Origin of the sequence: Microlunatus soli (assembly GCF_900105385.1) — a bacterium.
In the GTDB taxonomy this organism is placed as follows: Bacteria; Actinomycetota; Actinomycetes; order Propionibacteriales; family Propionibacteriaceae; genus Microlunatus; species Microlunatus soli.
The window spans coordinates 6666074-6685411 of record NZ_LT629772.1 but is presented as its reverse complement, the minus strand read 5'-3'; the positions used below and the strand labels follow the sequence as shown (position 1 = coordinate 6685411).

The following is a 19338-nucleotide window of genomic DNA, read 5'->3' as shown; positions in this document are numbered from 1 at the left end:
CACCGAGGTCTTGTCATATGAAGTGAATAGCTTCAGACTTGCAGAATGAAGGAATCAGCTTCAACGACGGGTCGTTCGGGTGGATCCGGCTCGGACGATGATCGGTCGCCCGGCGTTCGCGGGCCTGCCCCTGGAGACTACCGCGCCGCGGTGATCGGGGACCTGGTCGGATCCCGGAAATCGACCGACCGCCGCGGGCTGCAGCAACGGCTGAATACGGCGCTGGCCCGCAGCGCCGCCGATCATCCGGTCGCCGATCCGTTGGTGATCACCGCCGGCGACGAGTTCCAGGGCAGCTTTCCGACCGTCGGGGAAGCCCTGCACGCTTCCTTCCTGCTCTGGCTCGATCTCGCGCCCGACGGCGACGTTCGCTTCGGTGTCGGTTGGGGCACCGCCCAGGTGCTCGATGCCGAGACCGGCACCCAGGACGGCCCGGCGTGGTGGCAGGCACGGGCGGCGATCAACACGGCCGAGGCCCGGGCCGAACATCCCGGCACCCGGCACGCCCGCTTCTGCTATCGGTCCGGTCCGGAGGGGGAGGGGCCCAGTGAGCCGGCGGTCGATGCCGCTCTGCTCTGTCGGGACCAACTGGTTGGATCACTGGCAGCACGGTCGTTGCGGATCCTGGGAGGGCTGATGGCCGGTCGGAGCAAGACCGAGATCGCCCGCGACGAGGGCATCTCGACCTCTGCGGTGTCCCAACGCGCCCAGCGGGACGGGCTGGACGTGATCGTTGCGGCCAGTGCGATGATCCGGGAGATCGTGTGATCACCGCCGACGACGGGAGCGTCCGATGAGTGTGCTGGCGGTGCTGCTGATCGCGGTCGCGACCTCCGATCTGTGCCGGCGGTCGCGGTTCCCGTCCTGGCTGCCGTTGCTCGCCGGGCCGCTGGCGGTGCTGCTGTTCGGCCTGTTGGCCGGGCTCGCCGCGGCGGCCGAGATCGTGCTGTTGGTGCTGGCCGCGGCCGTGGCCTTCGGCTGGGCTCTGCTGGTCGACCGATCGCGGCGTCGTGGCGTCGCCGAGCACTGGCCGTTGGCGGTGCTGCTCACCGGAGTCCTGGCGATGCTGCTGCTCGGTGGCCTGGCCGGGCCGGCCGACGGCCTGGTCGAACGCTGGCTGCGGACGGTGGGCTGGCGACCGACAGTCGGCCTCAGCGCGGATCGATTCCTGCTGATCCTCGGGCTCTTCGGGTTCCAACTCAGCACCGCCAACGAACTGGTCCGGCAGGTGCTGGCCGCGGTGGGGGCGATCAAGCCGCACGGCGAGCCGCAGGCCTCCGACCAGTTGCGCGGTGGACGTCTGCTGGGCCCGATGGAGCGGCTGCTGATCCTCGGTCTCGGCCTGGCCGGCCAGATCACGGCGGCGAGCCTGGTGATCGCGGCCAAGAGCCTGATCCGCTTCCCCGAACTGAATGCGCGCCGCGGTTCCACCTCGTCGGTGACGGCGGTCGGGATCGACGAGGTCACCGAGTATTTCCTGGTCGGCAGCTTCGTCAGCTGGTTGATCGCCCTGATCGGGTTGGGTGGCGCGCACCTGATCTGATCCGCCGTCGGCAACGGTGCCTGATCGGTCGAGGACGGGCTGCCAGTACGGTTACGCCCATGGGACTCCTGGACAGACTGCGTGGCCGCGGCGGTGGCGGACCGGATCCGACCATCGTTCTTGATCTTGATGCCCGCCGGGAGCAGTTGCAGGCGCTCGAACAGTCCCTGGACGCGCTCGCTCGGCTGATGCGTGAGCGCGAGGATCTGATGGTCAATCCGGGCTGGCGCGCCAAGATCACCGAATACGACCTGGTGGCGGGGGAGGCGATGCAGTTGCGTCGCGGAACGCCGACTCGGGAGGCGATCCTCGACCTCGCCTTCGAGGTCCGGCCGGCGGTCAAGGGCGAAGTCCCGGCGGGCTTGGAACAGGTTGCCGCGCAACAGGAGGATGCCCTCGCTGCCGCCAACCGGCTGGCCGAGTTGTTGCCCGGCGAGCGGCGCTGAGCCCCAGGGAGACTGCTGAACCGATCCGGGCCCATCGGCGGCGTTGCGGCCGCTCAACGGTGAACCAGACTGCCTTCGCGGCGGCAGGATGCCGATGCGCCCGCCTGGTGCCGCTCGCTAACGCCGACGATCGATGTATTCAGGCTGAGGTGAAGATCACAATCTGCGTTACAACGTTGAAATCGCGCTGTCGATAGTCGTATGGTTCGCCCAGACAGTCGGAACAGGGTGTAGTCGGGGCGCGGCAAAGGGGCATGCAGCATGGTTTCTCACACACGTCTGACCCGTCGGGGTCTGCTGCGCGGTGGGCTGGGAGTGGCTGCCGGACTCGGATTGGCCGGCGGGCTGTCCGGCTGTGGCAGCGCCTTCTCCGCCGGTGTCGCCGGCACCGAGCTGGCGCCCGGGACGGTGACCTTCTGGAATCTCTTCGGGGGCGGTGACGGCGTCCGGATGCAGGCCATGGAAGACGGCTACCGCAAGTCACCCGGCGCGGCACCGTTGCAGGCGGCGACCTTCAGCTGGGGCAATCCGTACTACACCAAGGTCTCGCTGGCCACCCTCGGCGGAGCACCGCCCGATGTGGCGGTCTCGCACCTGACCCGGGAGAAGAACCTGGCCACCGGTGGGCTGCTCAGCGAGATCACCGACGACATGCTGGGTCTGGTCGGACTGAGCGCCGACGACTTCAACGCCAAGGCCTGGACGAACCAGAAGGTCGACGGCAAGAGCTATGCCATCCCGCTGGACACCCACCCGTTCGTGCTGTTCTACAACGTCGACGTCTGCAAGAAGGCCGGACTGCTCGACGCCGACGGCAAGCTGAAGCCGATCAAGGGAACCGCGCAGTGGGAGGACGCGCTGAAGGCCGCCAAGGAGGTCACCGGCCACACCGGAGCCAGTGTTGCGACGGTCGGTGACACCGCAACGAGTTGGCGCTGGTTCCAGACCCTGTACAGCCAACGGGACGGCGCCACCGAGTGGCTCGGTGACGGCGGGCAGGAGCTGACCTACAACGAGGAGTTGGTACTCGACACGCTGGACTACCTCCGGAAGCTGACGAAGTCGGGGCTGATGCCGGCCACCGCCGACTATGCCGGGTCGCAGACGATGATGTTCACCGGCCAGTCGGCCTTCTACATGCAGGGCGAGTGGGAGATCAGCACGGCGCAGGCCGTCAAGGGACTGAAATTCGGGATGGTGCCGATCCCGACGCTGTACGACAAACCTGCCGAGCAGGCCGATTCGCACACCCTGGTGTTACCGAAGATGGACCGTACCGATGCGCAGGTCCGGCGGGCGATGGGCTTCATCAAGTCGCTGCTCGACCAGAGCATGACCTGGGCCGAGGGCGGCCACATTCCGGCCTACCTGCCGACCCTGAACAGTGCGGCGTACAAGAAGCTCACCCCGCAGTCCGACTACGCGTCGGCGGCCGACTACGCCGTCTACGACGCGCCCGCCTGGTATTCGGGGTCCGGCTCCAACTTCGAGAACGTCGTCGGTGCTCAGATCGGCCTTGTCCAGCAGGGCCTGGCGACACCGAAGGCCGCCCTGGCCGCAGCCCGCTCCCAGCTGCTCACCTACGCCAAGACGGAGAATCCGCTGTGACCGCTCAGATCGAGACCACCGGTGTGGTGGCGCCGTCGGCCGGGCGGACCCGGCGCGGAGCCGGAGGGACGCTGCCGGGGATGACCCGGAGTGCGTGGTTGTTCCTGGCGCCGTTCGGCATCCTGTACGTGATCTTCCTGATCTGGCCGGTGATCTACATGATCATCACCAGCTTCTTCAACACCACGATGGTGAAGAACGGGTTCGGCAGCTTCGCCGGCCTGGCGAACTATCAGGAGATGTTGACCAAGCCGGAGTTCTGGTCGGCCCTGTGGCACACGATCCAATTCACGATCTACACGGTGCCGCCGTTGGTGATCCTGGCGTTCGTGTTCGCCGTCCTGGCCAACCGGGTCCGCCGCGGGCAGGCGATCTTCCGGCTGGCGTTCTTCGTCCCGTTCATCCTGCCGTCGGCCGCGATCGCGCTGATCTGGAATTTCATCTTCACCCCGGCGACCGGATTGTGGAACTCCTTCCAGACCCTGCTCGGCGATACCGATCCGCTGCCGGTCCTGGGGACGCCGAAGCTGGCCATGATCGGGATCGCGATCACCACCGTGTGGTGGACGATCGGCTTCAACTTCGTGCTCTACCTGGCCGGACTGCAGGACATCCCGCGGGAGCTGTACGAGGCTGCGGCGGTCGACGGAGCGACCGAGTGGCAGCAGATCCGATCGATCACGATCCCGTTGCTCAGCAGGACGACAACGCTGGTGATCCTGCTGCAGATCGTGGCCAGCATGAAGATCTTCGATCAGGTCTACCTGATGACGCAGGGTGGCCCGGGCATCGATACCCAGGTGCTGCTCGGACTGGTCACCAACACCGCCTTCACCGACTATCGGATCGGTGCCGCGTCGGCGGCCTCGGTGCTGCTGTTCATCGTGATCCTGCTGGTCACGGTGCTCCGACAGGTCGTCGAGATGATCCAGCAACGGAGGGCCGCCTGAGATGACTGAGAACGCGATTCCCGAGGTCGTCACCGGCCGCCGCCGGCCCAACAACGGCGTCTCCGCCGCGGCACCGCCGGCTCGGATCACCCAGGCCGGCAAGAAGAGCAGCGCCGGGAAGATCTTCACCGTCGTCTCCTGGATCGTCCTGATCGTCTTCGCGGTGCTCTGGTTGCTGCCCAGTCTGTGGGCGATCAAGACGTCGCTGACCTCCAACGCCACCTCCGCGATCGGTGCCGGTCCGATCCTGAAGGACTGGAACCTGACCTTCGGCTCCTACTTCACCCTGCTGTCCGGTGGTGATCTGTGGAACTGGTATCTGGCCAGCTTCATCACCTCGATCCTGACGGTGGTCTTCGCCGTGCTGTTCGCGGCGATGGCTGCCTACGCGCTGTCGCGGATGCGTTTCCGCGGCCGCAACCTGGTCATGCTGTTGATGATCGGCGGGATCCTGGTCCCCGGCCAGGTGTTGATCGTGCCGATCTTCCAGGAGCTGAACGTCGTCGGCCTGCTGAACACCTACTGGGCGGTGATCCTGCCGCAGATCCCGACGGTGATCGCGGTCTTCGTGTTCAAGCAGTTCTTCGACGGCATTCCGCGTGACTTCGAGGAATCCGCCCGGATCGACGGCGCAGGCTTCTGGCGCAGCTTCGTGTCGATCATCCTGCCGCTGTCCCGGCCGGTGATCGCGGCGATGTCGATCGTCACCTTCGTCGGCACCTGGAACAACCTGATCCTGCCCTTGTTCGTGCTGTCCAACCCCAAGCTGATGACCATCCCGGTCGGGCTGGCGACCGTGCAGGGATCGTACGGGCAGCGACTGAGCGACATCCAGGCGTCGTCGATCCTCGGGGCGTTGCCGCTGGTGATCTTGTTCCTGATCTTCCAGCGTCAGATCGTCGAAGGCGTCGCCGGCTCGGGCCTGAAGGGGTGAATCGGCAGAGTTCGACACCGAATCCTTCACGGCCGGGCCAAAATTGCCGTGAGTAGCTGGCCGTAATGGGCCAATTCAAGTGGGCGGATTTAATATCGGCCGACTTGTCCTACAGCCAACGTGGTTGCATATTACGGAATGGTCTCAACGGCGGCGATGAGTTGCCCGCGACCCCGCCCGACTGGTTGAGTAGCAGCCATGGACGGGGACGTGAACCCCCGAGCTCGTTCCCGTCCACACCGAGAGGCGCCAGATCCCTACGGATCGCGGCGCCTCTCGTGTTTTGCCTATCGGATGACCGACGTCGGGCAATAGCGGGACAAATCTGGAAGGAAGCTCCAGCGATCAGGGATCGCGTGGACATAACCTGCCCGGATACGAATCCCGGAGTCGAGCCGAAGTATTCCGGCTCTCTTTCCGGGCCGAGCCGAGGCCAGGTCCGGGCCGACGTCAGGCCCGAGCCGACGTCAGGGCGCGACGCCGACCGAGGATGCTCACAGCGGCTTGCGGAGCGTCGGCGGGCGGGTGGCTGCCGGGCACGAATCATCATCGCCCCGGTGTCGACGGCGGCGAGAAGCTCGCCATCCATGACGCGGCCCGGCAACAGGGTCGGAAAACAGGAGAGGCACCCCCCGGATCTCTCCGGACGTGCCTCTGGCCGTTCACCTGGTGGGCGATACTGGATTTGAACCAGTGACCCCTTCCGTGTCAGGGAAGTGCGCTAACCGCTGCGCCAATCGCCCGAGGTGGAGACGGGATTTGAACCCGTGTAGACGGATTTGCAGTCCGTTGCCTCGCCTCTCGGCCACTCCACCAGGGAGTCTCGAACCCTCCCAACGGGGAGTGGGCAAGACCCGCTCCGAGCGGACGACGGGATTCGAACCCGCGACCCTCACCTTGGCAAGGTGATGCTCTACCAACTGAGCCACGTCCGCATGCACACCCTGGAACCCTGCTGTTCTTCGTGTTCCTGGCGCGAGCAGAAACAATAGCGGGTCCGCGACCAGACTCCAAACCGGGGTCCACGACGGTCTGTCGCGGTCCGATCCGGGGCCCTGCCGACCGGCAGCCGCAGCCCCGATCGGGGCCACGACAACGGGCCGTACGGACCCGATCGTACGCTCGGTTCACGCCTTGGCTGACGCATGCGCTACAGTTCGTTGCGCGCCGCCCGAGGGCGGCGACGAGATGCGAGGGCGATTGGCGCAGTGGTTAGCGCACTTCGTTCACACCGAAGGGGTCACTGGTTCGAGTCCAGTATCGCCCACCCTCAATCATTCAACCCGCGCGAATCAGCCGGGCACTCGATCAGCAGGGCATCGGGTCCGCCATGATCGATTTCGATCACGCCGTGAGATCGGTCCGGACACCGATTGCCCGACCGTGGTGCGGCTTGGCAGTGTGGTTGTCGCGCAAGATGACGCCGACCACGGAGGCGAGCTCATGAAGCGGTCAACGGTGACCGAGGCCGGATCCGACACCGACGGTTACCCGACCGCCCTGTACCGCGCCGACCGGGTTGCGGACTATGTCGAGTCGATCGACGACATCACCGAGTCCGATATCGATCGGTTCGACGAGCGCGGCTACCTGGCTGTCCGTCGGCTGCTGGGCCCCGCCGAGGTGTCCGAGGTGTTGGACGGACTCGCTGCCGTCCTGACCGACCCACGTGACGCCGCCGTCGAGTACGAGTCCTGGGCCGTCGATCGGGTCGGGCAGGCAACCGGGGTCGAGCGGATGGACCTGGTCCACAAGCTGATGTGGTTCGCGAGCTCTCATGATCAACTTGCACGGCTCGCCGGCGACGAGCGGATCGTGCAGGTCGTCCGTCGTCTGACCCGGGAGCAGGACCTGACGATGTTCCAGGACATGGCGCTGCTGAAACCGCCCGGCGGCGGCCGGGAGAAGCCGTGGCATCAGGACAACGCCTACTTCAACTACGAGCCCGGCACCCCCATCGTCGGGGTGTGGATCGCGCTGGATCCGGCGACCGCGGACAACGGTTGCATGCACGTGCTGCCTGGCACGCATCGCGAGGGTCCCCGGATCCATTACCGGCGCCGGGACTGGCAGTTGTGCGACACCGACGTCGACACCGGTCGTGACATCGTGGTGCCGCTCCCCGCCGGCGGAGCACTCTTCTTCCACGGCCTGATCCATCACGGCACGCCGGCCAACCACACCCACACCCGCCGACGCGCCGTGCAGTTCCATTACCTCCCGATGGGGACACCCGGGGTCGCAGACGAACGCCGGCTCGAGCTGTTCGGCAGCGAGGGGAAGAATGTGAGCTGCTGACCTTTGGCGGCGATCGCGGCGAGTGGCAGGCAACCGCCGCCGACGTGCCCGGACGTCATCGGTCATGATGGTGACCATGACCGATCAGACCGAACGCTGTTGGCTCTTCGACACCCTTGCCGTGACGGTGGCCTGGGTCGACTTCCACGATCCTGCGATGGCCGACCGGGCCGACGCCCGCGAGCGTGGCGTCCGGGTGGAGATCAGGCCGATGACGATCGAGGCCGGGGGATCGGTGTATGCGTCGCCGGCGATCGCCCTGGCACCGGCCGTATGCCGGATCGATCTGTTGGAATCTGCTCCCGATGCGGCGGACCGGATGCACTGGCATCCGGTGATGATCGACGGCGAACCCGACGACCGGGAGTACGTGCCCCGGATGGGAGCCGATCCGGCCGGCTGGTTGGCGGCGAGACTGGCCGAGGTCGATGTCTTGTTGCAGCGGACCGGGGTCCCCGACGACGCGGACCGCCGCGCCGCAGCGGCGGCGATCGCTCGGTCGGCCGACGAGATCGTCGACGCCGCCCGCGCCGGATTGGACTGGGCGCGTCAACCGTGGCCACAGGTCGAACGCGATGTCCGGGGGATGGCAGTCAGCGTCGGGTGATCAGCAGGGCCATCATCGCCAGGGGTCCAGCGCCTGCTTGCCCGTCGTCCGGCCGGCCTCGAGATCTGCGAGGACCCGCGGTCCGTCCGCCAGGGGATGGATCTCGGGACGGCCGGGCGGGTAGACGCCGAGCCTGATCAAATCGGTCAGTTCGGCCAGCACGTTGCGGTAGAGCGCCGGTGCAGACGTGGCGAGACTGCCGATGTGCAGGCCCTTCAACTGCACCGGGTGTTCGAAGATCATCTTCTCCATCGACACCGCTGCCGGCCCGGAGGCGGTCCCGAAGACGATCACCCGCCCGGTGTACGGCCGGGCCACCCCCAGGCTCACCGGGACGCTCGTCCGGCCCACCGAGTCCAGCACCAGATCGACACCATCGGTTCGCCGCAGGATCTCCGCCGCCAGATCCGGGTGATCGCGATCGAGGACGTCGTCGGCGCCGGCCGCTCGAACGGCCGGATGCTTGCTCACCGAGGCGGTGGCGATCACCCGGGCGCCGAAGTGTCGGGCCAGTCGGACGGCGGGCTGCCCGACGCCACCCGCCGCGGCATGGATCAGCACGGTGTCACCCGGAGTGATCATGCCCATCGGCCGCAGCGCCGCCAGCGCCGTTCCCCAGTTCAGCACCATGCCGAGTGCGGCGGCGCTGGTCCAGTTGTCAGGGATCGGCAGGACGCCGGCCGCCGGCATCGCCAGGAACTGCGCGAACGCGCCCGGGCCGGTCCCGACGATCCGGGTACCCGTCGGCAACGGGCCGGCGACCCGGCTACCGACGGCCACGATCTCTCCGACGGCCTCGAAGCCGGCCGGGTAGGGCGGTCGCGGCCCGCCGCCGTAGCTGCCACGGGTCTGCATCGTGTCGGCGAAGTTGACACCCGCCGCCTCGACCCGGACCAGGTAGTCATCCGGACCCGGTCGAGGTCGCTGTTGATCTTCGTGCAGGATCAGGTCCGACGGCCCGCGGTCGGAGTGTTGGACGAGTGCGCGCATCCGCGGACCGGCGCGCTGCGGACCTTGATCATCGGTCATGCCGCGAACGCTAGAACGTTGACAGAGGTGTCAAGGTCAAGTCGGGGGCTCCGAACGTGCCGATCGCCTGGGACCGTCGAGTTCGGCCAGGAACCGGTCCAGCGCGATCCGTCGCTCGTCGAGCGTCGCGATCCGGGCGACGATCCTGCGCCGGTGATCCCGGATGGCCGCAACGACGGCCGGATCCACCGCGTCCAGATCGAGCTCGGCGGCGCCACCGTCGAGCTGCTCGGTCAGGATGATCTTGATCAGCCGGGTCGGCACGCCGGACTCCAGCAGCGTACGGATCGCCTGGGCGCGGTCCACCGTGACCTGGCAGAAGTCCCGGTAGCCGTTGCCGTACCGGCCCGGGACGATCAGCCCCTGGTCCTCGTAGAACCGCAGCGAGCGGGCGCTGACACCCGCCGCCCGGGCTGCTTCACCGATCCTCACGATCGGCGCAACACCCGGCGAGTGGTGAATCTTCCGGTGGCGAGTATGACGGTGCCGGCAGACAGCGCCGCACCGGTGACCAGGACCGCCAGGATCACCGGCAGCGAGACTGCGGACGCCACGTCCCCGGTCTTCAGGATCGCGAACGGGATCACCGCGCAGACGCCGGCGATCAGGCCGCTGAGTCCGCCGACGGCGATCGCGATGATCGACTCGATCAGCACCATCGCACGAGTCTGCGATCTGCTCGAACCGATCAGGTCCATGACGCTGAACTCGGGCCGGCGCTGACCGATCGACGCTGTCAGGTTGTTCACCAGGGCGATCGCCATGAAGGCCGCGATCAGGACGACGACGAAATAGTTGATCGCCGCCATCACCGCACCCATGCTGCCGGTGGCGCCGGAACGGGACTCGACCTGTTGCATCGTCAGGGTGCCCACGGCGATACCGACGAACAGCGTCAGGAAGGTGACCAGCGGCCGGAATCGCGCCGGCGCGGCTGCCAGGTTGACCCGGGCGAGATGCCCGCTGATCGTCGGGCTCGGCGGCAGCAGGCGTACCAGTCGAGTCGCCAATGCCAGTGCCTCGGGAGCGAGCACGGCGAGCCCGACGGTGATCAACACGCAGCCGGGTCCGGTGGTCGCCGTCGAGTAGATCTGATCGGGCCGCAGCGCCAGCGTGGTCAACGCGCTGAGCATCCCGATGATCACCGCGAGCAGCGCCAGCAGCCGGCGAGGGTTCCGACGTCGGTGGCCGGGGACCTGACCTGCGGCGGCCGGTTCTGCGTCGATCGGAACTGCCCCGACGAGTGGCCGATGGGCGAACGTGCGCGCCCCCAGGTAGCCGCCGAGGACGGCGGCGATCAGCACCAGCACGCCGGCGGCTACCGGAAGTCCGATTCCGGGGGCGAAGCCGGACGGTGCCGCGATCAGTCCGGTGGCCCCGATCCGATCCATGATCAACCGGTCCAGCGGGTACCCGAGCAGCACCCCGACGACGACGGCCGGCAGCGCGCCGATGCCGATCTGTACGGCGATGATCATCTGCAGCTGATGCGGCGTCGCCCCGGTCAGGCGCAGACTCGTCAACTCCCGAAGTCGACCGTGCAGGGTGACGGTCACCGTCGAGACGACCGCGAAGACCGTGATCGCGAGGATCCAACCGCCCATGATCATCGGAAACTCGACCAGGAAGGACCGGTCCTGCTCGCGTGTGGTCGGCGCGAGCCCGGCGGCGAGCACCCCGGCCATCGCGCTGACCAGCCCGGCACCGACCGTGGCGACCAGCAGAACCGCGGCCGCGGCGCGGGTGCGGAATCCGGAATACACCGAATAGCTCAGCATCGGTCCACCCGTTCCTCCGGGCCGCGGTCGGCCAGTGCGACGAGCTCGGCCATCCGACCGGCGACGGTCGAAGCTGTCGGAGCCGCGAGCCGGTCGACGATCCGTCCGTCGGCCAGGAAGAGGACGTTGTCGGCGACGGCCGCGGCGGTCGGATCGTGTGTCACCATCACCACGGTCTGACCTTGATCGGCGAGGCGACGCAACAGCTGCATCACCTCCCGAGCGCTGTGCAGGTCCAGCGCCCCGGTCGGCTCGTCGGCGAAGACGATCTCCGGATGCGTGATCAACGCCCGCGCGATCGCCACCCGCTGCTGCTGGCCGCCGGAGAGCTCCGCCGGGCGATGCCGGACCCGATGGCCCAGACCGACGGCGCTGAGGAGCGCCAGCGATTCGCTGCGCTGTGCCCGGCGGCCGTCCAGCCGGAGCGGCAGTTCGACGTTGTCGATCACCGTCAGCGCGGGCAACAGGTTGAAGGACTGGAACACGAAACCGAGCCGCGTCCGGCGCAGTCGGGTGAGGTCGGACTCGTCGAGTCCGGCGATGCTGGTGTCGCCCAGCAAGATCTGTCCGCCGGTCGGTCGCTGCAGTCCGGCGGCACAGTGCAGCAGGGTCGACTTGCCCGATCCGGACGGTCCCATGATGGCGGTGAACGAGCCGTGCGGCAGGTCGAGATCGACGCCGCGCAGTGCGTGAACGGTGCCGGCACTGCCGGCGTAGGTGCACTCGAGTCCGCGGACCGTCAACGCGACGGTGCGGGGCGAGTGGAGGAAAGCGGTCATGTAAACAAGCGTATGAAACAAGCGTTTAAAACACAACTGCTAGTCTGCGCTGGTGGCAACGACGAGATCGCGTTTGATGTCGGCGGCGCGGACCTGCCTGCTGCGCGACGGGTACGCCGGCACGACAGTGCGCGACCTGGTGGCGGAGAGCGGGACGAACCAGGCCTCGATCAACTATCACTTCGGTTCCAAGGACGAATTGCTGAACAGCGTGCTGTTCGAGTTGAACAGCGAATGGGGCGACCTGCTCTTCGGTGCGCTGGCGGCCGAACCGCCGGGGACCGATCCCGAGCGCCGATGGGCGCGGGTGATCGAGTCCATCCGGGCCAACACCGGGCTGTGGTATCTCAACTTCGAGGCCGTCGCACTGGCCCAGCATGACGAGGCGATCCGGGCCGGGCTGGCCGAGCGTGGCGCAGCCGCCCGCCGGGCGTTGGCCCACGCGTTCGCAGGCCTGGACGAGGCCAGTGCGTCGGCCGAGCAGATCCGCGCCGTCGGTTCGCGCTACTACGGACTTCTGATCGGCGTCGCGCTGCAGTTGATCACCGATCCGGACAGTGCGCCGCGCAGTGCCGACCTGACGGCCGACGGGAGTTGATCCTGCCCCCGTCGGTCGCCGGATCCGTGCGGGTCAGCAGCGAGCGAGTTCTGCCCCCGCGGTGTGAGCGCGGGTCAGTGCCGCGGTGCGCTGATCGTCGGCATCGACGGTGACCAGGTTGGGACGGAACTCGATCTCGATCGGGTCGCCGAGTCCGGCGAACCGGAACCAGTCGCGCAGGTAGGGGAGCTGGAAGTCGGTGCCGAAGGCGGCCGGCCGACCCGTCCCGTACACCGCACTGGTGGAGATCACCGCCGTCCGCTTGCCGTGCATCAGTGGCGAGTAGCCGGCCGCCGGGTCGAATCCGAACAAGCGTCCGGGTTGGCTGACCACGTCGATGAACTGCTTGAGGACGTAGGGCAGCCCGTGGTTCCACATCGGGACACTGAACAGGTAGTGGTCGAAGCTGTCGAACCGTTCGAACAGGTCGATGGCCGCCTGCCAGGCGGTCGCTGCCGCTCCCTGTGGTTGCTGACCCGCGAACACGGCCATCTTGGCCGCGGCGGCGTCCGGGCCGAAGGCGGGAAGCGTGCCGTCCCAGAGGTCGAGGGTGTCGACGGTGTGCTCGGGTTGGGCATGGCGATACCCGGCGACGAACTCGTCAGCCAGCGCCAGGGATTCGGAGTGGCTACCGCGCGGAGAGGCGGAGATGTGCAGCAGGGACATGGTGATCCTTTCCGATCAATGTATGTGCGTGCGCACACAAGAACGTGCGTGCGCACGTAAATATTCCTGGGTATCGTTGCTCCGGTGAAGGATCCGACGCGGGCCTGGGCGTCCCTGCTGCGCGTGCATGCGACGCTGGTGCCGCAGCTCGACCAGGTGCTGTTGGCCGAGCACGGCATCCCGTTGACCTGGTACGACGTCCTGCTGGAGCTGAATGCGGATCCCGAAGGGCGGTTGACGATGACCGAACTCGGCCGGTCCGCGGTGGTCAGTCGATCACGGGTCAGCCGGGTGGTGGACGAGCTGAGCCGAGCCGGACTGGTCCGCCGGACCCCGAATCCCGCCGATCGACGGTCGTCGCTGGCGACCATCACGCCGCGCGGGCGGCGCAAGCTGACCGAGGCCGAGCCCACCTACGTCGCCGAGATCAGGCGCCGGTTCACCGGACAACTGACCGCCGAACAGCAGAAGGCGATCGCGGTCGGCCTGGAGCGGGTGCTGGCCGCCCAGCAGACCTACCCGATCAGCGCGCCGCGCCGATCGTCCTGACCCGGCCGCTGTCCGGATCGTGGCGCCCGATCAGGGTTCGGTCGGCGGTGCACCGCCGGGGCCGCCGAATCGCCGTGGTCGCCAGCCGGTGGAGTGCGGAAGTCGCCAGTTCAGGTGCCGGGCGAGCATGGTGAGTCCGGCACCGAGCACCATGCCGACGATCACCCCGACCGTCGGCAGTCCGAGCTCGTGGAAGATCACCATCGCCGATCCAGCGACGACCGCAGAGGTCGCGTACAGGGTGCTGTCGGCGCTGAAGATCACCGGCACCCGACGCAACACGACATCGCGTACGGTGCCGCCACCGACGGCGGTGATGCCGCCGAGTAGGATCGCGGGGAGCCAGCCGAGTCCCGCGGCCAAGGCCTTCTGGGCGCCGACCACGGCCCAACAGCCCAGCGCGATCGCATCGGCGATCGGAAAGATCCGGTTCCAGAGTCGCCCCTCGATCCGCAGTAGATAGGCGATCCCGGCGCCGACCACGGCGGTCACGATGTAGCTGTAGTCGGTCAACGCCACCGGGGTGCCGTGCTGGATCAGCACGTCGCGGATGATGCCGCCACCCAGTCCGGACAGGATCGCCAGCGTGACGAAGCCGACCGGGTCGAGCCGCTCCCGGCGCGCGACGATGCCGCCCAGCACGGCGTTGGCCAGCACGCCGACCAGGTCGATCACGCGGATCATCATGTCCAGCGACGTTCCGGTTACCACATCGGGATCGTAGCCGCCGGGCGGCGAGCGGTCCGCCGGCCGATCGGTACGGGTCTGTCGAAGTGATCTACAACGTGGTAGAAATCATCTTCAACGTGGCAGACCATCCTGGCTGCGACCGTCTTGTCCAGCAAGGGGAGCGCTGATGTCTCATCCTCCGTCGTTGTCCCATTCGCTGTCCCGGCGACGGCTGCTCGCCGGCACCGGCACGCTGGCAGCCGCGGCAACCGGCCTGGTGACCGGATGCTCCCCGGAGGGTGCGCCGGGGACGACCCAGACCAAGGCCAAGAGCGGCACCATCACCTGGTGGGACCAGTTCCTGCCGAAGGAAAAGCTGGAGCGCTCCTTCTTCAGCAAATTCCATGCCGACGGTGGGCCGAAGGTCGACTACACCGTCTACAACCCCAACGAGCAGGGTCGGGCGCTGCAACTGGCCAAGCAGAGCAAGCAGATGCCGGACGTCTTCACCCTGGCCGGTCTGCAGACCGCAGCCATCGCTTTGCAGGAGGGCGGTTGGTTCCAGCCGCTGGCCGACCCCGACGCGATCGTGAAGAATCTGCCGGCTGGGACGATCGTGGAGGGACTGCACCGTTTCGACGGCAAGCTCTACTCGTTCCCGCTCGGCACCTTCCGGATGTATGTCACCTTGCCGTGGGGCAACAGATCCCTGCTGGACAAGGCCGATATCGACGTCGACGACGGCCCGCAGAGCTTCGACGACTTCCGGGCCAAGGTCCGCAGAGCACAGCAGAAGACCGGCACTCCGGGGCTGCTGCTCAACCTGGCCTTCCTGCCACGGATGGCCAACTTCGTCCATGATCTCGCGCAGAACGCGGGCTTCCCCGGCGGTGCCGGGATGGAGTACGCCACCGGCGCGTACAACTACCACCACCAGGCCTACCTGGATGCCCTGGACTTCCTGTTGTCCTTCCAGAAGGACAAACTGCTGCTGCCGGCCAGCTCCCAGCTCGACGCCCGCAAGGGCAGGGCTCGCTGGGTCGCCGGTGATGCCGTCTGGTTCGTCGACGGACCGTTCAATGCCGGTGTGGTGAAGACCGACTACGCCGCCTTCGTGGACAAGCTCGCGGTCACCCAACTGCCGACCGCCGAAGGCGACGACCCGGTCGTCACCAACGGCCCGCTCGGTGGTGATCTCTGGATCTCGGCCGACTCGCCGTACGTCGAGGAGTGCAGCACGTTGCTGGCCCAGTTCACCTCGGAGGAGTTCCGGATCGGTCAGGCCGAGGCGATGGATGGCGGTCCGATCGATCTGTCGGTGGTGCCGGACTCCGACGCCCACCCGACGTTCAAACAGTGCTGCGCGTGGTACGAGCAGTTCGGCAAGCTGGCGCCGTCGGCGGTCGCCCGGAACCCCGAGGTGGCCCGAGTCGATGCCAAGGCCAAAGACGTCAAGCCCGACCTCGGGGCCATCGTCCAGGGCGCGTTCTCCGGCGACGTGACCGATCTGCCGGCGGCCCTGAAGAAGCTCAGCGACGATTCCGAACGATCCCGAGAGGCCGCGATCAAGGCGGCCGGCAGCAAGGTCGGCACGGACGCCTGGGCGTTCCCGGACTGGGTCCGCGGTCAGGACTACACCAGCCGCTGACCCGGCGACCGGCGAGCCGGCACCAACCCTCGCTAACCTGGCCCCATCCCGATCGGAGCGAGGTAGGTGGGTCGATGGCGAGGCTGACGCCGGCCGTTCTGCGCAGTCTGGACATCCTGGAGCTGTTCCTGGAACGGCACGAAGGGATGACGAAGGCCGAGATCGTCGCTGTCACAGGGATCCCGCGGTCCTCGGTCCACGAACTGTTGGCCACGCTGGTCGATCGCGACTACCTCCGGCTCGATCCGGCGACCGGCCGCTACCGGCTGGGTGTGAAGGTCTTCCGGCTGGGCAACTCCTTCGGTGATCAGCTCGATCTCCGGGTGATCGCCGACCGGGCCGCCCGGACGCTGTCCTCGGAGATCGACGAGACGGTCAACGTCGGCGTCCTGGACGGTCTGCAGGTGATCTATCTGAGCAAGGTGGACAGCGATCGAGCGGTTCGGCTGGTGTCTCGGATGGGCGGCACCCTGCCGGCCAGTTGTACGGCGGTCGGCAAGGCCCTGCTGGCCTACGCGTCGCCCTCGACGATCGCCGCGCTGCGCTCCGGTCCACTGGCTCGACTGACCGACCGCTCGATCACCGACCAGACGTTGCTGGACGAGGACCTGGCGCGGACCCGCGACCGCGGAACGTCGTACGAGTCGGGGGAGTCCACGCCCGATGTCACCTGTGTCGGAGCGCCGGTCCGTGATCACACCGGAGCGGTGGTGGCTTCGATGAGTATCTCGGTACCGGACCTGCGCTGGCCGCACCGGTCCGAGGGCGATTGGCGTCGGCTGATCAAGGATGCCGCCGAGGCGATGTCGGCCGAGCTCGGCCGCTCCTGACCCCGCATTTGACAGGACATCGTCCGGGGCGCGACAGTGTGGCGAAATCTCGATCATGTGTCGAAATATCGACAGTTCGAGCGGAGTCGACAGTCGAACGGAGTCAAGGATGACCGTGCCCCCGAGTTCCGGCCCTGAAGCGTCATCGTCCAAACCGACCCGGGCGCGATGGGTGATCGGCCTGTTCCTCTGCCTGGGAACGGCGATCAGCTACGTCGATCGCGCCAACCTGTCGGTCGGGCTGCCGTTCATGGAGGCCGATCTCGACATCAACAAGGCGATGACCGGTGTGCTGCTGGCCGCGTTCTTCTGGACCTACGCACCGGGCCAGTTGCTCGGCGGCCGACTGGTCGACCTGGTCGGGCCACGGATCGCCGCCGGCTTCGCCACCCTGTGGTGGTCGTTCTTCACCGCGATCAACGCCGTCGCCGGCGGCCTGGCGACACTGTTGATCTTCCGGCTGGGACTCGGGATCGGGGAGTCGGTCGCGCCGTCGGCGTTCGGCAAGGTGGTCGGCCGCTGGTTCCCGTTGCGGGAACGCGCCCGGGCCGCCGCACTGTACGACTCCGGATCGCGGCTGGGCACCGCGTTGGCGTTCCCGATCGTTTCCTTGATCATCTACGCCTTCGGCTGGCGGGCCTCGTTCGTCGTCGCCGGCGGCCTCGGCGTGCTCTGGGTGATCGGCTGGTTCGGCTACTACCGGGATCCGGAGAAGCATCGCTTCGCCAACGACGCGGAGAAGCGATTGATCCGTGAAGGCGGAGCGCGGATCCGCGCCGATCATGACGACACCCCGCAACCGACGGTGCGCTGGCGCGACCTGCTGCGGTTCCGCACTGTCTGGGGCATGATGCTCGGCTTCTTCGCCCTGAACTTCGCCTTCTACTTCTTCGTCACCTGGTTCCCCAGCTACCTGGTCGAGGCGCGCGGCATGGATCTGCTGAAGATCGCCTGGGTCGGTGTGATCCCGCCGCTGGTGGCGTTCTTCTGCGAGTTCGGCGGCGGCGCGCTGTCGGACCGGCTGACCCGACGCTACGGCCCGACCAAGGGCCGCAAGATCCCGATTGTCAGCGCGATGGTGCTGGCGTCGTCGATCGCGCTGGCCGCGATCGTCCCCTCCGCAGCGGTTGCGGTCGGCCTGCTCAGCCTGTCGATGGGCTGCCTGGCCGTCGCCGCTGCCTCGATCTGGTCACTGCCCGCCGACGTCGCGCCGAGCGAGGGCACCGTCGGCTCGGTCGGCGGGCTGCAGAACTTCGCTTCCAACGTCGCCGGCATCATCTGCCCGATCTTCTTCGGCCTGTTCGCCGGGACCGGCTCCAGCGCATTCGTGTTGCCGCTGGTGGTCACCGGCGGAATCGTGATCGTCGGTGCGGCCTGCTATCTGCTGATCTGCCGCACGTTCGAGCCGTTGCAGTTGCCGCAGACCCGAACCACCCAACCCGAAGGAGCCGTCCGATGACCACCGATCCGGCACCGACCGACGACCTGCTGACCGGCGTCGTCCCGGTCGCGCCCACGATCTTCACCGACGACGAGGAACTCGACCTCGACGGGCAGCGCCGGGTCTGTGACCATCTGATTGACGCCGGTGTGGATGGGATCTGCATCCTGGCCAACTACTCCGAACAGTTCTCCCTGACCGACGCCGAACGGCGTGCGGTCCTGGAGACGACGCTGGACCAGGTCGCCGGGAGAGTGGCGGTCTGCGTCACCACCAGTCACTTCAGCAGCCGGATCGCCGCCGAACGCAGCCGGGAGGCGGCCCGGCTCGGGGCCGACATGGTGATGCTGATGCCGCCGTTCGTCGGCGCCACCATCCAGGTCGGCGGGCACGGCGTGCTCGACTACTTCCGGACCGTCGCCGACGGGCTGCGGGTGCCGATCATGGTCCAGGACGCACCGATGAGCCCGACCCGGTTGCCGGTCGAACTGATCACCGAACTCGCCGGCACGGTCGAGGCGATCACCCATGTCAAGGTCGAGGTCCCTCGGGCGGCAGCCAAGATCAGCGAACTCGGTCGGCACGCCGACGTGCTCCCCGGGCTCTTCGACGGCGAGGAGGCGATCACCCTGATCCCGGACCTGCAAGCCGGCGCCGTCGGCACCATGAGCAGTTCGTCGGCGAGCCGGGAGTTGGTGGACATCCTGCGCAGCTGGCAGTCCGGTGATCGAGACGGCGCCGAACAACAGTGGGAAACGCTGCTTCCCTTGCTGCACTACGAGAATCGGCAATGCGGTCCGGCCGCAGCGAAGGCGATCCTCGCCGAGGGTGGCGTGATCGCCAGCGAACGGACCAGGTCACCCTTCCCGGGCCTCGACGAACCGACGCGGACTACGCTGGTGCGGCTGGCCCGGCGACGCGAACTGTTCGCGTTGAACTGGGCCTGATGAGACGGACATTGGGCT

At 67.5% G+C, this 19338-nt stretch carries 20 protein-coding genes and 4 tRNA genes; 15 read left to right on the top strand and 9 right to left on the bottom strand.

All coding sequences use genetic code 11. From position 1 onward, the window contains the following. Positions 1-150 precede the first annotated feature (150 nt). From BLU38_RS30500 to BLU38_RS30475, 6 genes are all read left to right on the top strand, one after another. Positions 151-768, top strand: a complete 618-nt coding sequence (locus tag BLU38_RS30500; RefSeq protein WP_197679930.1) for a SatD family protein — start codon at positions 151-153, stop codon at positions 766-768. Positions 769-793: 25 nt separating this feature from the next. After that, entirely contained in the window at positions 794-1543 is a 750-nt protein-coding gene (locus tag BLU38_RS30495) for a hypothetical protein (RefSeq protein WP_091531383.1), read from the top strand. 59 nt (positions 1544-1602) lie between these two features. Next, complete coding sequence (locus BLU38_RS30490) at positions 1603-1989, top strand: hypothetical protein (RefSeq protein WP_091531380.1); 387 nt, start codon at positions 1603-1605, stop codon at positions 1987-1989. 261 nt (positions 1990-2250) lie between these two features. Further along, positions 2251-3597, top strand: coding sequence for an extracellular solute-binding protein (locus tag BLU38_RS30485; RefSeq protein WP_091531377.1), 1347 nt, complete (start codon positions 2251-2253; stop codon positions 3595-3597). Beyond that, positions 3594-4547, top strand: coding sequence for a carbohydrate ABC transporter permease (locus BLU38_RS30480; RefSeq protein WP_231920106.1), 954 nt, complete (start codon positions 3594-3596; stop codon positions 4545-4547). Before BLU38_RS30485 ends, BLU38_RS30480 begins: the two co-directional genes overlap by 4 nt. Position 4548: 1 nt before the next feature. Further along, entirely contained in the window at positions 4549-5481 is a 933-nt protein-coding gene (locus BLU38_RS30475) for a carbohydrate ABC transporter permease (RefSeq protein WP_091531373.1), read from the top strand. A 667-nt stretch (positions 5482-6148) separates the two neighbouring features. Here the strand turns inward: BLU38_RS30475 and BLU38_RS30470 are convergent. The 3 genes from BLU38_RS30470 to BLU38_RS30460 form a co-directional block, all read right to left on the bottom strand. Beyond that, positions 6149-6224: transfer RNA gene (locus BLU38_RS30470), tRNA-Val, on the bottom strand. A 1-nt stretch (position 6225) separates the two neighbouring features. Continuing rightward, positions 6226-6296, bottom strand: a tRNA-Cys gene (locus BLU38_RS30465). A gap of 47 nt (positions 6297-6343) precedes the next feature. After that, positions 6344-6416 (bottom strand) — tRNA-Gly (locus BLU38_RS30460). Between the two features lie 259 nt (positions 6417-6675). Here BLU38_RS30460 and BLU38_RS30455 point away from each other — a divergent pair. From BLU38_RS30455 to BLU38_RS30445, 3 genes are all read left to right on the top strand, one after another. After that, positions 6676-6748: transfer RNA gene (locus BLU38_RS30455), tRNA-Val, on the top strand. A gap of 176 nt (positions 6749-6924) precedes the next feature. Next, positions 6925-7779: a phytanoyl-CoA dioxygenase family protein gene (locus tag BLU38_RS30450; RefSeq protein ID WP_091531369.1), complete on the top strand. Its 855-nt coding sequence runs from the start codon at positions 6925-6927 to the stop codon at positions 7777-7779. Between the two features lie 76 nt (positions 7780-7855). Continuing rightward, entirely contained in the window at positions 7856-8386 is a 531-nt protein-coding gene (locus tag BLU38_RS30445; RefSeq protein ID WP_157683885.1) for a hypothetical protein, read from the top strand. Positions 8387-8398: 12 nt separating this feature from the next. Here BLU38_RS30445 and BLU38_RS30440 read toward each other — a convergent pair whose 3' ends face one another. The 4 genes from BLU38_RS30440 to BLU38_RS30425 are packed head-to-tail and all read right to left on the bottom strand — an operon-like array spanning position 8399 to position 11972. After that, complete coding sequence (locus BLU38_RS30440) at positions 8399-9415, bottom strand: NADPH:quinone oxidoreductase family protein (protein WP_091531363.1); 1017 nt, start codon at positions 9413-9415, stop codon at positions 8399-8401. 36 nt (positions 9416-9451) lie between these two features. Next, a complete protein-coding gene (locus BLU38_RS30435; RefSeq protein WP_091531360.1) occupies positions 9452-9847 on the bottom strand; it encodes a MerR family transcriptional regulator in 396 nt (131 codons plus the stop codon). Beyond that, a complete protein-coding gene (locus BLU38_RS30430; RefSeq protein ID WP_091531357.1) occupies positions 9844-11193 on the bottom strand; it encodes an FtsX family ABC transporter permease in 1350 nt (449 codons plus the stop codon). The genes BLU38_RS30435 and BLU38_RS30430 overlap by 4 nt, the downstream gene beginning before the upstream one ends. Continuing rightward, positions 11187-11972 carry an ABC transporter ATP-binding protein gene (locus tag BLU38_RS30425; protein ID WP_091531354.1) on the bottom strand — a complete coding sequence of 262 codons (786 nt, stop codon included), beginning with the start codon at positions 11970-11972 and terminating at the stop codon, positions 11187-11189. The genes BLU38_RS30430 and BLU38_RS30425 overlap by 7 nt, the downstream gene beginning before the upstream one ends. A gap of 52 nt (positions 11973-12024) precedes the next feature. On the opposite strand from BLU38_RS30425, the gene BLU38_RS30420 reads away from it, so the two are divergent. Further along, positions 12025-12570 (top strand): TetR/AcrR family transcriptional regulator, encoded by a 546-nt coding sequence (locus tag BLU38_RS30420; protein ID WP_231920105.1) that lies wholly within the window; start codon positions 12025-12027, stop codon positions 12568-12570. A gap of 33 nt (positions 12571-12603) precedes the next feature. On the opposite strand, the gene BLU38_RS30415 is transcribed toward BLU38_RS30420, so the two are convergent. After that, positions 12604-13236 (bottom strand): FMN-dependent NADH-azoreductase, encoded by a 633-nt coding sequence (locus BLU38_RS30415; protein ID WP_091531348.1) that lies wholly within the window; start codon positions 13234-13236, stop codon positions 12604-12606. An 84-nt stretch (positions 13237-13320) separates the two neighbouring features. Between BLU38_RS30415 and BLU38_RS30410 the strand changes: the two genes are divergently transcribed. Then, positions 13321-13785, top strand: coding sequence for a MarR family winged helix-turn-helix transcriptional regulator (locus BLU38_RS30410; protein ID WP_091531344.1), 465 nt, complete (start codon positions 13321-13323; stop codon positions 13783-13785). A gap of 30 nt (positions 13786-13815) precedes the next feature. On the opposite strand, the gene BLU38_RS30405 is transcribed toward BLU38_RS30410, so the two are convergent. Next, entirely contained in the window at positions 13816-14496 is a 681-nt protein-coding gene (locus BLU38_RS30405; protein ID WP_231920104.1) for a trimeric intracellular cation channel family protein, read from the bottom strand. Positions 14497-14641: 145 nt separating this feature from the next. On the opposite strand from BLU38_RS30405, the gene BLU38_RS30400 reads away from it, so the two are divergent. The 4 genes from BLU38_RS30400 to BLU38_RS30385 all read left to right on the top strand — a co-directional run bounded on the left by BLU38_RS30400 (position 14642) and on the right by BLU38_RS30385 (position 19320). Further along, entirely contained in the window at positions 14642-16102 is a 1461-nt protein-coding gene (locus BLU38_RS30400; RefSeq protein WP_091531337.1) for an ABC transporter substrate-binding protein, read from the top strand. A 74-nt stretch (positions 16103-16176) separates the two neighbouring features. Beyond that, positions 16177-16932 carry an IclR family transcriptional regulator gene (locus BLU38_RS30395; RefSeq protein WP_091531334.1) on the top strand — a complete coding sequence of 252 codons (756 nt, stop codon included), beginning with the start codon at positions 16177-16179 and terminating at the stop codon, positions 16930-16932. 109 nt (positions 16933-17041) lie between these two features. Then, positions 17042-18391, top strand: coding sequence for an MFS transporter (locus BLU38_RS30390; protein WP_091531331.1), 1350 nt, complete (start codon positions 17042-17044; stop codon positions 18389-18391). Then, positions 18388-19320: a dihydrodipicolinate synthase family protein gene (locus tag BLU38_RS30385; RefSeq protein WP_091531327.1), complete on the top strand. Its 933-nt coding sequence runs from the start codon at positions 18388-18390 to the stop codon at positions 19318-19320. The genes BLU38_RS30390 and BLU38_RS30385 overlap by 4 nt, the downstream gene beginning before the upstream one ends. Positions 19321-19338 lie beyond the last annotated feature (18 nt).

Bases quoted from the DNA above. Each gene is read 5' to 3' on its own strand.
- BLU38_RS30485 (WP_091531377.1), top strand. From the start codon at position 2,251: ATGGTTTCTCACACACGTCTGACCCGTCGGGGTCTGCTGCGCGGTGGG.
- BLU38_RS30430 (WP_091531357.1), bottom strand. From the start codon at position 11,193: ATGCTGAGCTATTCGGTGTATTCCGGATTCCGCACCCGCGCCGCGGCC.
- BLU38_RS30495 (WP_091531383.1), top strand. From the start codon at position 794: ATGAGTGTGCTGGCGGTGCTGCTGATCGCGGTCGCGACCTCCGATCTG.
- BLU38_RS30450 (WP_091531369.1), top strand. From the start codon at position 6,925: ATGAAGCGGTCAACGGTGACCGAGGCCGGATCCGACACCGACGGTTAC.
- BLU38_RS30390 (WP_091531331.1), top strand. From the start codon at position 17,042: ATGACCGTGCCCCCGAGTTCCGGCCCTGAAGCGTCATCGTCCAAACCG.
- BLU38_RS30395 (WP_091531334.1), top strand. From the start codon at position 16,177: ATGGCGAGGCTGACGCCGGCCGTTCTGCGCAGTCTGGACATCCTGGAG.
- BLU38_RS30490 (WP_091531380.1), top strand. From the start codon at position 1,603: ATGGGACTCCTGGACAGACTGCGTGGCCGCGGCGGTGGCGGACCGGAT.
- BLU38_RS30440 (WP_091531363.1), bottom strand. From the start codon at position 9,415: ATGACCGATGATCAAGGTCCGCAGCGCGCCGGTCCGCGGATGCGCGCA.
- BLU38_RS30425 (WP_091531354.1), bottom strand. From the start codon at position 11,972: ATGACCGCTTTCCTCCACTCGCCCCGCACCGTCGCGTTGACGGTCCGC.
- BLU38_RS30475 (WP_091531373.1), top strand. From the start codon at position 4,549: ATGACTGAGAACGCGATTCCCGAGGTCGTCACCGGCCGCCGCCGGCCC.
- BLU38_RS30445 (WP_157683885.1), top strand. From the start codon at position 7,856: ATGACCGATCAGACCGAACGCTGTTGGCTCTTCGACACCCTTGCCGTG.
- BLU38_RS30385 (WP_091531327.1), top strand. From the start codon at position 18,388: ATGACCACCGATCCGGCACCGACCGACGACCTGCTGACCGGCGTCGTC.
- BLU38_RS30415 (WP_091531348.1), bottom strand. From the start codon at position 13,236: ATGTCCCTGCTGCACATCTCCGCCTCTCCGCGCGGTAGCCACTCCGAA.
- BLU38_RS30400 (WP_091531337.1), top strand. From the start codon at position 14,642: ATGTCTCATCCTCCGTCGTTGTCCCATTCGCTGTCCCGGCGACGGCTG.